The following is a 12,395-nucleotide window of genomic DNA, read 5'->3' as shown; positions in this document are numbered from 1 at the left end:
GGCGCGGGTACCCGGCCACGGGTGCCGATGTGGGGGTGTGGTCAGAGGTTGGTGAGGTCCACCGGTATCCGCGCCTCGCAGCCGTCCCTGAGGACCGTGGCCTCGATCAGGCCGTAGGGGCGGTCGGAGGCGAAGTACACCGCTCCGTCGGGGGTGTCGTTCTTCAGGCCGAACGGCTCCAGGTCGACCAGGAAGTGGTGGCTGTTGGGGAGGGAGAAGCGGATCTCGTCGACCTCGGCGCACTCCTCGATGACGCGGGAGCCCATCTGGTACAGCGTCTGCTGGAGCGAGAGGGAGTACGTCTCGGCGAAGGCCCGCAGCATGTGCTGCTTGACCCGGGCGTACGAGGCGTCCCAGTCGGGCATCTCCTGCGCGTCGTCGGTCCAGTTGAACCGCCAGCGGGCGGAGACCGAGGTGGCGAGGATGCGGTCGTAGGCCTCCTTGAGCGTGGTGTAGCGGTCCTTGACGTAGCCCCAGAACTCCGAGTCGGTGGAGTTCATGACGGTGAGGTCCTTCAGGCCGGAGACGACCTCCCAGTGCGCGCCGTCGTAGGTGACCTGGGTGAGGCGGGTCTCCTGGCCCTTGCGGACGAAGGAGTGCCTGGCCTCGCCGGAGGCCTCGATGCGCTCCCAGGCGTACTCCTCGATGCGGATGCGCGCCCGGTGGATGGGCTCCTGCGAGGTGACGAAGTGGCGGGCGAGGTGGACGCCGAACTGCTCGGCCGACTCGATGCCGTGTTCCTTGGCGAACGCGTACACCGTGTTCTTGGTGGTGTCGGTCGGCAGGACGTTGGCGTTGGAGCCGTTGTAGTGGACGTCGTCCATGTCGCCCGAGAGGGCGACGGAGACGTTGAGGTCCTTGATGTGGTGGGTGGCGCCGTCCCGCGTGATCTTGACGACTCGGTTCTCTGCCTTGCCGTACTGGTTCTGTCCCAGGATCGTGGGCATGGGTGCTAGCTCCCTCGGTAAACGGAGTAGCCGAACGGGTTGAGCAGCAGCGGTACGTGGTAGTGCTCGCCGGCCGTGACGGCGAAGGTGATCGCCACCTCGGGGAAGAACACGGCACCGCTGTCCCGATGCGCGGGGGCGTCCTGCTGAGCCTCGGCCTTCTTCTTCTCGAAGTACGGCTCCACCTCGAAGTCGAGCCGTACGTGGGTGGTTCCCTCCGGCAGGGCCGGCAGGTCCTTGCACCGCCCGTCCGCGTCGGTCGCGGACCTGCCGAGCTCCTGCCAGGCGGCCTGCCGGCCGGGGCGGGCCGAGAGGCGTACGGTGACGCCCTCGGCGGGGCGGCCCTCGCTGGTGTCCAGGATGTGCGTGGACACGGAGGCGGTGGTGTCGGTGCTCATGCGGCGTCAGTCCTCTTCGACGAGTCGGGTCAGCCGGATGAGGTTGATCTTCCCCAGTTCGGTGCGGACGATCTCGCGTTCCTCCTCCGGCGGGTTGCCGAGGCGGTCGCGGACGGCGTCCCGCATCTCCTCGGCGGTGCGGCCGGTCGCGCAGATCAGGAACACGTGGCCGAACTTCTCCTGGTAGGCGAGGTTCAGTTCGAGCATCTCGGCGCGGAGTTCGTCCGTGGCCCCGGCCATGCCGCGCTGTTCCCGCGCCGAGGTGGGGTCCCCCGGCTCGGGGCGGCCGATCGGCGGGTGCCCGGCCATCGCCTCGGCCAGGTCGGCCTCGGTGAGCGCCGCCGTCGCGGCGTCGCTCTTGGCGTACAGCGCGTCGGGGTCCGCGTAAGGGCGGGCGGCGAGCAGCCGCCGGGTCCAGGCGGTGGAGGCGCAGACCTCCCGGAGCGCGGTGTACGCCGCCTGCTCCTCCAGGGCGTTGAACCGGGCCAGGCCCGGGGGCGTTGCTGTCGACGTCACGGGAGCCTCCGTGGCCGCGAACGGCCGTGTGCTGCGAACGGGCGTGCCGACAGTGAACGCCGTCACGCGGCAGGCGTCAACAGTTTGTTGAAAAATCCGTGTGACGTTCAGGTGAGGCGCCCGGACCGGGCGGCGTGAGGGTCGCCGCGCCTCGGCTCAGGCGCCCTTCTCGCGGTTGAGGTAGTTGTAGACGGTGAAGCGGCTGACGCCCAGCGCGCTCGCCACCGTCTCCACCCCGTGTCGCACGGCGAACGCCCCGCGCGCCTCCAGGCTGCGCACGATCTCCTGCTTCGCCTTGCGGTCCAGCTCCGCCAGCGGCACACCCCTGCGACGCTCCAGCGCGGCCAGGATGTGGTCGAGGGAGTCCGCCAGCTGCGGCAGCCGTACGGCGACGGCGGCGGCCCCCTCCCATGAAAGCACCACGTCGTCGGGGCCGGCCTCGTCCGGCGGGATCATCTCCCCGCCCATCGCGTCGACCAGCGGCTTGACGGCCGCGATGAAGGCGCCGTGACCGGTCCCGCTCACCGGTCGCCCTCCTCGACCACGTTGATCTGGAGGGAGACGCGGGTGGCGCCGGCGGTCAGGGTGCGGCGCAGCAGGGCGTCCACGGCGGCCAGCACCGCGTCGGCGCCACCTTCGGCCGTGTTGCCGAACGGCCCGACGTCCACCTCGTCCAGGTCGGCCGTCTCGATGACCTCGCGCGCCACGACGGCGTGCTCGGGCGCCTCGTCGAGATCGAAGGGCTCGGTCGTGAACTCCACTCGCAATCGCACGGGGCCAACCTACCGACCTCTTGACAGCCGTTCACCGGTGCGGGCAATCTTCCAATAAGCAGAAAGCTTATTCCGTCATACGGAAAACACGATTGCGAAGGGAGCGCGGCCCGATGGGATTCGCAGACCAGCGCTTCACCGTCAACCTGTCGATCCTCTTCACCGAGCTCCCGCTCCTGGAGCGCCCGGCGGCCGCCGCCGAGGCCGGTTTCGGCGCGGTCGAGCTGTGGTGGCCGTGGGTCGACTCACCCGTGCCGCCGCGGTCCGACCTGGACGCGCTGCGCACGGCGATCGAGGACGCGGGAGTACGGCTCACCGGCCTGAACTTCTACGCCGGGCGGCTGCCGGGCCCCGACCGGGGCGCCCTGTCCGTGCCGGGTGAGGAGTCGGACCGGTTCCGGGCGAACGTCGAGGTCGCGGCCGGTTTCGCCGAGTCGCTCGGCTGCCGCGCCCTGAACGCGCTGTACGGCAACCGGGTCGACGGCGTGGACCCGGCCGAGCAGGACGCGCTCGCGCTGGAGAACCTCGTCCTCGCCGCGCGGGAGGCCCACCGGATCGGCGCCGTCCTGCTGGTCGAGGCGCTGAACCGGCCCGAGTCGCCGCACTACCCGCTGGTGTCGGCGCCGGCCGCCATCGGTGTCGTCGACCGGGTCAACGCGGCCACGGGACTGGACAACTCGCGCTTCCTGATGGACCTGTACCACCTGGCCATGAACGGCGAGGACCTGACGGCGGTCATCGACCGCTTCGCGGACCGGACCGGGCATGCGCAGATCGCCGACAGCCCCGGACGCGGCGCGCCCGGCACCGGGTCGCTCCCGCTGGAGGACCTGCTGGACCGGCTGCGGAAGGCCGGGTACGACGGCCGGGTCGGTCTGGAGTACAAGCCGGGCGACCGCCCGAGCGCGGAGTCCTTCGACTGGCTGCCGCGCGAGGCGCGCTGACCCATTTCTTCCCGAGACGTATCTGCACGTACCGAGTCGTACCGAGAGGCACCCTCATGAGCACCCTTCCCAAGGTCGCCTGGATCGGTCTCGGCATCATGGGCTCCCCCATGTCCGAGAACCTGGTCAAGGCGGGCTACGACGTCACCGGCCACACCCTGGAGCGGGACAAGCTGGACCGGCTGGCCGCCGCGGGCGGCACCGCGGCCGCCTCCGTCGCCGAGGCGGTGCGGGACGCCGACGTGATCGTCACGATGGTCCCCGCCTCCCCGCAGGTCGAGGCCGTCGCGTACGGTCCCGACGGCATCCTGGAGAACGCCCGGCGCGGCGCCCTGCTGATCGACATGTCCTCGATCACCCCGCAGACCTCCGTCGACCTGGCCGCCGCCGCGAAGGACAAGGGCATCCGGGTGCTCGACGCGCCCGTGTCCGGCGGTGAGGCCGGGGCGATCGAGGCGGTGCTGTCCATCATGGTGGGCGGCGACCAGGCCGACTTCGACGAGGCGAAGCCGCTGTTCGAGGCGCTGGGGAAGACGATCGTGCGGTGCGGTCCGCACGGCTCCGGGCAGACGGTGAAGGCCGCCAACCAGCTGATCGTCGCCGTGAACATCCAGGCCTGCGCGGAGGCCGTGGTCTTCCTGGAGAAGTCCGGCGTCGACCTCGCGGCCGCGCTGGACGTCCTGGGCGGCGGGCTGGCCGGCTCGACCGTGCTGGCCCGCAAGAAGGACAACTTCCTGAACCGGGACTTCCGGCCGGGCTTCCGCATCGACCTGCACCACAAGGACATGGGCATCGTCACCGACGCCGCCCGCACCGTGGGCGCCGTGCTGCCCGTCGGCGCCGTGGTCGCCCAGCTGGTGGCCGGCCTGCGCGCCCAGGGCGACGGCGGGCTCGACCACTCCGCGCTGCTGCGGGCCGTCGAGCGGCTGTCCGGCGCGCAGGTCTGATCCTGCCGCATCCCTGAGACCCCGGGCGGCGCCGGCGCCGACATCAGTCCCGTCGCGCCCAAGGCGGCGGCGCCGCCCGGACCCACGGCCCGCACCGCGACGCCGTACGGCCCGGATGAGGGGTGGCCGTACGGCACGGCGGCGGTGCGGGCGGGGCGAGGGCGCCGCGGCGGCGCGAGCCAGTGCGGTGGTCAACGCCGCGGCCCGTCTCCTACGACCTGAGGGGAGACGCCCCGCGGCCGTCGCCGCCGCCGCGGCCCCGGACCCACCGGCCTCCCGGCGTGCGGATCCGCCCGGAGCGCAGCAGCCTGGGGGCATGGCACATCCGACGGAGCATCCGCACATCGTGGTCCACGCGCCCGCCCTGGACGGCTCCCGGCGGGTCACCTCCGACGACGCGACGCTGGGCGTCGCCACGCACACCGACGACGTGGGCGAGATCCTGCGCCTGGCCGACCTGTACGTCACCGACGTCGAGGACGCCGACTTCATCGAGTGGCAGGGCGGCGGCCCGGACGACTGGCCGGGACTGCACGAGCACCACGAGTCATAGCGCGGCCCCTACGGCAACGTCCGTAGGGCGGCTACGACACCCTCAAATGAACCTCTGAACACCGCCTTATGAGGCTTCGGCGGGCCCCGCGCGCGGAACCATCCCCGCACACGGGGCCCGCCGGCACGGGGGCGGCGGGCCCCGTGTCCGAGGGGGTGTCCTGTCATGGCCGACACCGCGCGCGTCCCGGAGACGCCGCACGAGCTCGCCCTGCTGGCCGGGGGGCCGCGCGCCGCCGTCATCGTGGCCGTCGTCGCCCTGCACCTGCGCGGCGCCGTCCAACCCGGCGCTTCGAACACGGTGGTGGCGGTCGATACCGAGGCGGGGCGCGCGCTGCCGCCGCTGCCGACGCCCGAGAACGACGTCCCGATGAGGCTGAGGGTGCCGTACCTCGAGAGCGCCGTGTACCGCAGGCTGCACGAGCCGTGCCACGTACGGGAGTTGCTGCGCGACCCGGACGTCCGGTGGGCGGTGGACACGCTGAGGACCGGGCCGGAGGAGGCGGGCATGGTGAGTCCGCCGGCGTTGGGTACGACGCGGGCGGCACGCCGTCGCCTGCACGTCCTGCGCACCGCGTGTCCCGTCCCGGAGAGCCCGGCCGGCCTCTCCGACGAGGAGAAACTCCTGGCCGTCGCCCTGCACGGCCAGGCGGCCCTCCGCGTCGTCGTCCCCCGCTTCGCCCTCCGCGCAGGCCTCGCGGAACGCGGCCGCCTCCGCCGCAAACGCGCCCTGCGCCGCTTCATCTCCGCCTCCGGCGGCTCCGACGGTGGCTACACGGGCCCCCACTACTGCGGCGGCGGGTTCTGCGGGGGTGGGAGTGGCGGTGGCTGCGGGGGCGGAGGAGGTTGTGGGGGCGGAGGTGGGAACTGAGCCCGGACCCATACCCGGTTGCCCAAGGTCCGTTCGCGGGGCGATCATCGCCGGATGGGGCAAGTCGAGGGCTGACGCTGGTGCGCGTCGTGCGGACGTGTTCCGCCCACCCGTCCCAGTGGGACGCCTGGGCGGCGGAGGGCCAGTACCTGTACCTGCGGTACCGGCACGGCGAAGGCTGCGTCGAGCGCCACCCCGGCCCCGACGTCGACACACCGGAATCCTGGAACGAGGGGCTCTCGGCAGTCCTGGCCGAGTGGGACGACGGCACGGGCCGCGGGGCCATCGCCCTCGAAGACTTCTGCGCGGCCTCCGGCCTGATCCTGGCGCCCGGCGCGGCGGTGAGCTGACGCGGCGGGGCGGCGGGGGCGGGGTGCCCCCTGCCACCCCGCCCCCGCCAACGCTGTGGTCAGACCTTCAGGGGCCTGACCGCCGTCGGTGCGTGGCCCGGCTCCGTCGCCACGGGCTCGAACTCGACCACGTCGCTGATGTCGTTCGTCGTCGACATCGCGATGTTCGTGACGCGTTCCAGGATCGCCTCCACGATCACCGGGACGCGGTGTTCCGCCGCGAGTTTCTTCGCCTGCTCGAAGGCCGCGCCCAGTTCTCCGGGGTCGGTGACACGGATCGCCTTGCAGCCCAGACCTTCCGCGACCTTGACGTGGTCGACGCCGTAGGCGCCCAGTTCGGGCGTGTTGATGTTCTCGAACTCCAGGTTGACCTGGAAGTCGATGTCGAAGGCGCGCTGGGCCTGGCGGATCAGGCCCAGGTAGGCGTTGTTGACGAGGACGTGGACGTACGGGATGCGGTGCTGCGCGCCGACGGCCAGTTCCTCGATCATGAACTGGAAGTCGTAGTCGCCGGACAGGGCGACGACCTGCGCCTGCGGGTCGGCCTTGGCCACGCCCAGCGCCGCCGGGACGGTCCAGCCGAGGGGGCCCGCCTGGCCGCAGTTGATCCAGTGGCGCGGCCGGTAGACGTGCAGCATCTGCGCGCCGGCGATCTGGGAGAGGCCGATGGTGGTGACGTACCGCGTCTCGGGTCCGAACGCCTTGTTCATCTCCTCGTAGACCCGCTGCGGCTTGATCGGCACGTCGTCGAAGTGCGTACGGCGCTGCAGCGTGGCGCGCCTTTCCTGTGCGGCGGCCGCCCACGCGGAGCGGTCGGGCAGCCGGCCCGCTGCCCGCGTCTCCTCGGCGATCTCGACGAACAGTCGCAGCGCGGCGCGGGCGTCGGAGGCGATGCCGTAGTCGGGGGCGAAGATGCGGCCGATCTGGGTGGGTTCGACGTCGACGTGCACGAAGGTGCGGCCGGCGGTGTAGACGTCGAGGCGTCCGGTGTGGCGGTTGGCCCAGCGGTTGCCGATGCCGAGGACGAAGTCGGACTCCAGGAACGTCGCGTTGCCGTAGCGGTGCGAGGTCTGCAACCCGACCATGCCGGCGTTGAGTTCGTGGTCGTCGGGGATGACGCCCCAGCCCATCAGCGTCGGCACGACGGGCGTGCCGGTCAGCTCCGCGAAGCGGACGAGCAGGTCCGCCGCGTCGGCGTTGACGACTCCGCCGCCCGCGACGATCAGCGGCCGCTCGGCGGCGTTCAGCATGCCGAGCGCCTTCTCGATCTGCGCGCGGGTCGCGGCGGGCTTGTAGACGGGGAGCGGCTGGTACGTGTCGGGGTCGAACTCGATCTCCGTCAGCTGCACGTCGATCGGCAGGTCGATCAGCACGGGCCCTGGGCGGCCGGAGCGCATCAGGTGGAACGCCTGCTGGAAGACACCGGGCACCTGCGCCGCCTCCAGCACGGTCACCGCCATCTTGGTGACCGGCCGGGCGATGGACGCGATGTCGACGGCCTGGAAGTCCTCCTTGTGGATCACCGCGGTCGGCGCCTGCCCGGTGATGCAGAGGATCGGGATGGAATCGCCGGACGCCGAGTACAGACCGGTGATCATGTCGGTGCCGGCCGGACCGGACGTGCCCACGCACACACCGATGTTGCCGGGGTGGGTGCGGGTGTAGCCCTCGGCCATGTGGGAGGCGCCCTCGACATGGCGGGCGAGGGTGTGGCTGATACCGCCGGACGCCTTGAGCGCCGCGTAGAACGGGTTGATCGCCGCGCCGGGGACACCGAACGCGACGTCGACGCCCTCACGCTTGAGGATCTCGACCGCCGCGCGGGCAGCCGTCATTCGAGCCATGGAGTACTCCTGCTTCGGCTTCTCGGATTCGCACGCCCGTCGCGCCCCGCGGTGAGCCGCTTCCGTTGATTCCGTATAGCGGAATAATATTTCTGCTATCTGGAATAAATGTAGAAGCGGCGGGTGGAGGCCGTCAAGAGAGCCGGAAGTACGGGACATCGGCGGGCCGGAGGAGGACGATGGACGCGCCCCGAGAACGACGGAGTGGACCCATGTCCGAGAGCCTCCCGGTGCGCTGTCCCGCCTGTCGGCGCTCGCACCGCTACACGGCCCAGGCCTACCCCTGCGCCTGCGGTGCGCCCGTCGCCGCGCCGCTGGACCCGGACCGGGTGCCGGCCGCCGTCGGGGAGCGCTCCTGGCACGAGGAATGGGTGACCGTGCGCTGCGGCAGCTGCGGCACGCGCGGCGAGTGGCCTCACCCCGAACTGGGCTGCCCCTGCGGGACGGTGCTGCGCATCCCGGTCACGGGCGAGCGGGAGGAGGCGCCGGCCGCCGGAGGGCCGCGGCGGCCCACCGCCCCCACCGTGCCGATCCGCACGGCGCGCGACGCGGTCACGGCTGCCGTGCTGTACCTGCGCCGTCTCGGCCACGACGACATCCGGCGCGCGGACCAGCGGCCGACGTCCGGCATCGGACTGGCCGGCCGGGGCGTGCTGGCCCAGCTCGACCCGTCGGCGCGGCGCGCGACCCCGCGGGACGTGGAGTGCCTGTGGCTGACCGCCATGACGGAGTCCGCGGCCTGCCTGTACTTCTCCCTCTCCGGCTACAGCGGCGAGGCCCGCGCCCGCGCCGACGCCCTGGACGTCCCGCTGTTCGTCCTCGAGCCCTCGGGCGCCGCCCGCCCCGAGAACGCCCCGGCGGTGGCGCTGGACGCGGACGCGTCCTGAAACTCCGGCGACGCGTGCGCCGGGTGGGCCCGATACTCGTCGGATGCGCATCCGACCCGCCGCCCCCGCCGAACTGCCCGCCCTCCAGGACGTCGAACGGGCGGCCGGCGCGCCGTTCCGCGACCTGGGCATGCCGGAGATCGCCGAGGACGACCCTCCGGCCCTGGACGTGCTGGAGCGCTACCACAGGTGCGGCCGCTGCTGGGTCGCGGCGGACGAGGAGGACGGCCGGCCCCTCGCGTATCTGATCGCCGAGCCGGTGGACGGCGCGCTCCACGTGGAGCAGGTGTCCGTCCACCCGGACGCGGCACGCCGCGGTATGGGCCGCGCCCTGCTCGCCCACGCCGCGCACCGGGCCCGCGAGGAGGGTCTGACCGCTCTCACCCTCACCACGTTCGCCGAGGTCCCGTGGAACGCCCCGTACTACGCCCGCCTCGGCTTCCGCACGCTGGGCGAGGACGAACTCACCCCGGGGCTGCGGCGGATCCGCGCCGAGGAGAGCGCCCACGGCCTCGACCACTGGCCGCGCGTGTCCATGCGGCTCGAACTGCCGCGCGGCGAGACGGCGTTCGGCGGTCCGGCCCGATGACGGTCAGGACGGCACGCGCGCACGACCTTCCCGGTTTCCTGGGCCTGGCGGCGCAGGTGGAGCAGTGGTTCGGGCCCATGGTCGAGGAGCCCGGCTTCCATGACGCGGTGCGCGAGCACATCGCCGCCTCCATGGCGTTGGTCGCCCCGTCCTCCGGGCCGAACCTGCTCGGCGGGCTGCTCTTCGGGGCCGAGGCGCCGACGTACCACGTGCACTGGCTCGTCGTCTCCCGCCGGGCCCGCGGCACGGGCGTCGGGCGGGCGCTGATGGAGGAGGCGGTACGCCGCTGGGTGCGCGGCCCCGGCGAGATCGAGGTGGTCACCTTCGGACCGGACCACCCCGGTGCGGTTGTCAGCGGCGCCCGCGTCTTCTACGAACGGCTCGGCTTCGTCCCCGCCGAGGCCGCCGCTCCGGGACCGGAGGGCGGCTCCCGGCAGGTCTACCGGCGGGCGGTGGGCTGAGCGGGGCTCGGACCGTCGCGTGCCCCTCCCGGAGTTCGATCGTGCGGACCGTGTCCGAGACCGTCAGGACCGTGTCCGCGACCCTCATCGGGAGGGTGCACAGGACTTCCAGGCGGCTCGGGACGTCGTAGTGGGCCGGGCGGCGACGGCACGGCCCAGGTTCGCGCCGAGGGTGTCGCCGAGGAGGGCCGTCCCGCCGGTGCCGTGGCTGCGGGAGAGTGCGGTCACCGGAAGTCCTCCTCGCGGTACTCGGCGTTCGAGCCGGCCGCCGTCGCCTCGCGCAGCGCGATGCGGCGGATCTTGCCGGAGACTGTCTTGGGCAGCTCGCCGAACTCCAGGCGGCGGACGCGCTTGTAGGGGGCGAGCACCTCGCGGGAGTGCTCGAAGAGGACCTTCGCCGTGTCGGGGCCCGGCTCCCAGCCCTCCGCGAGCACGATGTACGCCTTCGGGACGGCCAGCCGCAGCTCGTCCGGCGCGGGCACCACGGCCGCCTCGGCGACCGCCTCGTGCTCCAGCAGCGCGCTCTCCAGCTCGAACGGGCTGATCTTGTAGTCGGACGCCTTGAACACGTCGTCCGCGCGCCCGACGTAGGTGATGTAGCCGTCATCGTCGCGGGAGCCGATGTCGCCGGTGCGGTAGTAGCCGCCGGCCATCGCCTCCGCCGTGCGCTCCGGGTCGCCGTGGTATCCCGTCATCAGGCCGACGGGCCGCTCGGACAGGTCGAGCGCGATCTCGCCCTCCGCCGCGCCGGGCGCGCCGGAGACCGGGTCGAGGAGCTCGACGCGGTAGCCGGGGCTGGGGCGGCCCATGGAGCCGGTCTTGAGGACCTGGCCGGGGCTGTTGGACACCTGCACGGCGGTCTCGGTCTGCCCGAAGCCGTCGCGGATGGTGACGCCCCAGGCGCGTCGGACCTGCTCGATGACCTCCGGATTCAGGGGCTCGCCCGCGGCGACGACCTCGCGGGGCGGGGTGCGCAGCCGGCCCAGGTCGGACTGGATGAGCATGCGCCACACGGTCGGCGGGGCGCAGAAGGTGGTGACGCCCGCCTTGTCCATCTCTGCCAGCAGGCGGGGCGCGTCGAAGCGGGTGTAGTTGTGCAGGAAGACGGTCGCCTCGGCGTTCCACGGGGCGAAGAGGTTGGACCAGGCGTGCTTGGCCCAGCCGGGCGAGGAGATGTTGAGGTGCACGTCGCCGGGGCGCAGGCCGATCCAGTACATGGTCGCCAGATGCCCGATCGGGTACGAGGTGTGGGTGTGCTCCACCAGCTTGGGGCGGGCGGTGGTGCCGGAGGTGAAGTAGAGCATCAGCGGGTCGTCGGCGAGGGTCGGCCCGTCGGGGGTGAACCGGTCGGGCGCGCCGTACGCTTCGGCGTAGGGCAGCCAGTCCCCACCGGGCTCCTCCCCCACCGCGATGCGGGTGTAGCCACCGGGCACCTCGTCGAACTTCGCGGCGTCGGCGGAGCGCGCGATCACATGGCGGACCCGGCCGCGGTCGACACGGTCGCGCAGGTCGGCGGGGCCGAGCAGCGGGGTGGCGGGGATGACCACGGCGCGCAGCTTCATCGCGGCCAGGGCGGTCTCCCACAGCTCGGCCTGGTTGCCGAGCATCACCAGCACCCGGTCCTCGGCGACCACGCCCCGCTCGCGCAGCCAGTTCGCGACCCGGTCGGAGCGGCGCGACAGCTCGGCGAAGGACAGGCGCGTCCCGCCGCCGTCCTCCTCGACCAGGTGCAGGGCCGTGCGGTCGTTGCCGTCGGCGATCGCGTCGAACCAGTCCAGGGCCCAGTTGAAGCGCCCGGGCCGGGGCCAGACGAAGTCCCGGTAGGCGGTGGTGTAGTCCTCACGGTGTTCCAGCAGGAAGTCCCGGGCCCTGCGGAACTGCTCCGTCGCCGTCGTCATGCGTCCTCCTCGGTGCCGAACCTTGCCGGGCGGCTCACCGCCATCGTGTAATCCGTGGTGCAGGTCTCACTACCCCCCGAACCGGGGGTGTGCGCCCGCACTCGGGCCGCGGTGAAGGGGCGAACAGGTGACGGCAGAGCGCGTACGCCCCGCTCACCGCGCGAGCCGCACCGCACCGGGCGGCGCCACCCCCGGGGAGGTGGCCGTGCAGGCCTGTGCCGCGGCGGGGGCGGCGAACGCGGCGGCGGCCGCGCGAGTGGGGCCGACGGCCGAAACGGTCAAGGCGAAGCTGCGGTCCGTGATGGGACGCTGGGGCCCGGACCCGGGCGGGGCGGCGGTCGCCGCCCGCAGGGCCGGGTGGTTGCCGTAGATTTGCGGTGTTCTCCCACGGACGGCAATAGCACGAGTACACCATTGA

16 protein-coding genes and 1 pseudogene are annotated in these 12,395 nt (G+C 72.6%); 9 read left to right on the top strand and 8 right to left on the bottom strand.

The features are described 5' to 3' along the window. Nucleotides 1-41 precede the first annotated feature (41 nt). The 5 genes from pucL to MTR79_RS10200 all read right to left on the bottom strand — a co-directional run bounded on the left by pucL (nt 42) and on the right by MTR79_RS10200 (nt 2,634). Entirely contained in the window at nt 42-947 is a 906-nt protein-coding gene (pucL, locus tag MTR79_RS10220) for a factor-independent urate hydroxylase (protein ID WP_086703940.1), read from the bottom strand. Between the two features lie 5 nt (nt 948-952). Beyond that, a complete protein-coding gene (uraH, locus tag MTR79_RS10215; RefSeq protein WP_244789803.1) occupies nt 953-1,345 on the bottom strand; it encodes a hydroxyisourate hydrolase in 393 nt (130 codons plus the stop codon). Between the two features lie 6 nt (nt 1,346-1,351). Next, a complete protein-coding gene (gene uraD / locus MTR79_RS10210) occupies nt 1,352-1,861 on the bottom strand; it encodes a 2-oxo-4-hydroxy-4-carboxy-5-ureidoimidazoline decarboxylase (protein ID WP_244789802.1) in 510 nt (169 codons plus the stop codon). Between the two features lie 156 nt (nt 1,862-2,017). Next, on the bottom strand, nt 2,018-2,386 hold the full coding sequence (locus tag MTR79_RS10205; protein ID WP_189363480.1) for a helix-turn-helix domain-containing protein: 369 nt from the start codon (nt 2,384-2,386) through the stop codon (nt 2,018-2,020). Next, on the bottom strand, nt 2,383-2,634 hold the full coding sequence (locus MTR79_RS10200; RefSeq protein ID WP_128127925.1) for a hypothetical protein: 252 nt from the start codon (nt 2,632-2,634) through the stop codon (nt 2,383-2,385). The genes MTR79_RS10205 and MTR79_RS10200 overlap by 4 nt, the downstream gene beginning before the upstream one ends. A 113-nt stretch (nt 2,635-2,747) precedes the next feature. Between MTR79_RS10200 and MTR79_RS10195 the strand changes: the two genes are divergently transcribed. The 5 genes from MTR79_RS10195 (at nt 2,748) to MTR79_RS10175 (ending at nt 6,298) form a co-directional block, all read left to right on the top strand. Beyond that, the gene (locus MTR79_RS10195; protein WP_244789801.1) at nt 2,748-3,578 is read left to right on the top strand and encodes a TIM barrel protein; all 831 of its coding nucleotides are present in this window, start codon (nt 2,748-2,750) and stop codon (nt 3,576-3,578) included. Nucleotides 3,579-3,634: 56 nt separating this feature from the next. Further along, nucleotides 3,635-4,525, top strand: coding sequence for a 2-hydroxy-3-oxopropionate reductase (locus MTR79_RS10190; RefSeq protein WP_086703933.1), 891 nt, complete (start codon nt 3,635-3,637; stop codon nt 4,523-4,525). Nucleotides 4,526-4,841: 316 nt separating this feature from the next. Further along, a complete protein-coding gene (locus MTR79_RS10185) occupies nt 4,842-5,078 on the top strand; it encodes a hypothetical protein (RefSeq protein ID WP_189363478.1) in 237 nt (78 codons plus the stop codon). A gap of 165 nt (nt 5,079-5,243) precedes the next feature. Further along, entirely contained in the window at nt 5,244-5,948 is a 705-nt protein-coding gene (locus tag MTR79_RS10180; protein ID WP_244789800.1) for a TIGR04222 domain-containing membrane protein, read from the top strand. Nucleotides 5,949-6,037: 89 nt separating this feature from the next. Then, on the top strand, nt 6,038-6,298 hold the full coding sequence (locus MTR79_RS10175) for a hypothetical protein (RefSeq protein ID WP_244789799.1): 261 nt from the start codon (nt 6,038-6,040) through the stop codon (nt 6,296-6,298). 59 nt (nt 6,299-6,357) lie between these two features. On the opposite strand, the gene gcl is transcribed toward MTR79_RS10175, so the two are convergent. After that, the gene (gene gcl / locus MTR79_RS10170; protein ID WP_244789798.1) at nt 6,358-8,142 is read right to left on the bottom strand and encodes a glyoxylate carboligase; all 1,785 of its coding nucleotides are present in this window, start codon (nt 8,140-8,142) and stop codon (nt 6,358-6,360) included. A gap of 212 nt (nt 8,143-8,354) precedes the next feature. On the opposite strand from gcl, the gene MTR79_RS10165 reads away from it, so the two are divergent. From MTR79_RS10165 to MTR79_RS10155, 3 genes are read left to right on the top strand one after another with little or no spacing between them, the layout of a single operon-like run. Next, nucleotides 8,355-9,029, top strand: coding sequence for a hypothetical protein (locus MTR79_RS10165; protein ID WP_086704644.1), 675 nt, complete (start codon nt 8,355-8,357; stop codon nt 9,027-9,029). A 43-nt stretch (nt 9,030-9,072) separates the two neighbouring features. Beyond that, nucleotides 9,073-9,618, top strand: a complete 546-nt coding sequence (locus MTR79_RS10160; RefSeq protein WP_189363473.1) for a GNAT family N-acetyltransferase — start codon at nt 9,073-9,075, stop codon at nt 9,616-9,618. Continuing rightward, on the top strand, nt 9,615-10,079 hold the full coding sequence (locus MTR79_RS10155) for a GNAT family N-acetyltransferase (RefSeq protein ID WP_114875146.1): 465 nt from the start codon (nt 9,615-9,617) through the stop codon (nt 10,077-10,079). Before MTR79_RS10160 ends, MTR79_RS10155 begins: the two co-directional genes overlap by 4 nt. 84 nt (nt 10,080-10,163) lie before the next feature. Here the strand turns inward: MTR79_RS10155 and MTR79_RS10150 are convergent, their stop codons facing one another. Both MTR79_RS10150 and MTR79_RS10145 read right to left on the bottom strand, forming a co-directional pair. Continuing rightward, complete coding sequence (locus MTR79_RS10150; RefSeq protein ID WP_189363676.1) at nt 10,164-10,307, bottom strand: hypothetical protein; 144 nt, start codon at nt 10,305-10,307, stop codon at nt 10,164-10,166. After that, nucleotides 10,304-11,977: an AMP-binding protein gene (locus MTR79_RS10145; protein ID WP_244789797.1), complete on the bottom strand. Its 1,674-nt coding sequence runs from the start codon at nt 11,975-11,977 to the stop codon at nt 10,304-10,306. Before MTR79_RS10145 ends, MTR79_RS10150 begins: the two co-directional genes overlap by 4 nt. A 190-nt stretch (nt 11,978-12,167) precedes the next feature. Between MTR79_RS10145 and MTR79_RS10140 the strand changes: the two are divergent. Beyond that, nucleotides 12,168-12,347: pseudogene (locus tag MTR79_RS10140) on the top strand (helix-turn-helix transcriptional regulator); the annotation flags it as partial. Nucleotides 12,348-12,395 lie beyond the last annotated feature (48 nt).

It is taken from the genome of Streptomyces sp. BJ20 (assembly GCF_022869105.1).
GTDB classification, from domain to species: Bacteria; Actinomycetota; Actinomycetes; order Streptomycetales; family Streptomycetaceae; genus Streptomyces; species Streptomyces griseoincarnatus.
This window is presented reverse-complemented; position numbering and strand designations above follow the sequence as displayed.

Coding starts and splice junctions, on each gene's coding strand:
- MTR79_RS10185 (WP_189363478.1), top strand. CDS start 4,842: ATGGCACATCCGACGGAGCATCCGCACATCGTGGTCCACGCGCCCGCC.
- MTR79_RS10145 (WP_244789797.1), bottom strand. CDS start 11,977: ATGACGACGGCGACGGAGCAGTTCCGCAGGGCCCGGGACTTCCTGCTG.
- MTR79_RS10180 (WP_244789800.1), top strand. CDS start 5,244: ATGGCCGACACCGCGCGCGTCCCGGAGACGCCGCACGAGCTCGCCCTG.
- MTR79_RS10190 (WP_086703933.1), top strand. CDS start 3,635: ATGAGCACCCTTCCCAAGGTCGCCTGGATCGGTCTCGGCATCATGGGC.
- pucL (WP_086703940.1), bottom strand. CDS start 947: ATGCCCACGATCCTGGGACAGAACCAGTACGGCAAGGCAGAGAACCGA.
- MTR79_RS10195 (WP_244789801.1), top strand. CDS start 2,748: ATGGGATTCGCAGACCAGCGCTTCACCGTCAACCTGTCGATCCTCTTC.
- uraH (WP_244789803.1), bottom strand. CDS start 1,345: ATGAGCACCGACACCACCGCCTCCGTGTCCACGCACATCCTGGACACC.
- MTR79_RS10165 (WP_086704644.1), top strand. CDS start 8,355: ATGTCCGAGAGCCTCCCGGTGCGCTGTCCCGCCTGTCGGCGCTCGCAC.
- gcl (WP_244789798.1), bottom strand. CDS start 8,142: ATGGCTCGAATGACGGCTGCCCGCGCGGCGGTCGAGATCCTCAAGCGT.
- MTR79_RS10160 (WP_189363473.1), top strand. CDS start 9,073: ATGCGCATCCGACCCGCCGCCCCCGCCGAACTGCCCGCCCTCCAGGAC.
- MTR79_RS10155 (WP_114875146.1), top strand. CDS start 9,615: ATGACGGTCAGGACGGCACGCGCGCACGACCTTCCCGGTTTCCTGGGC.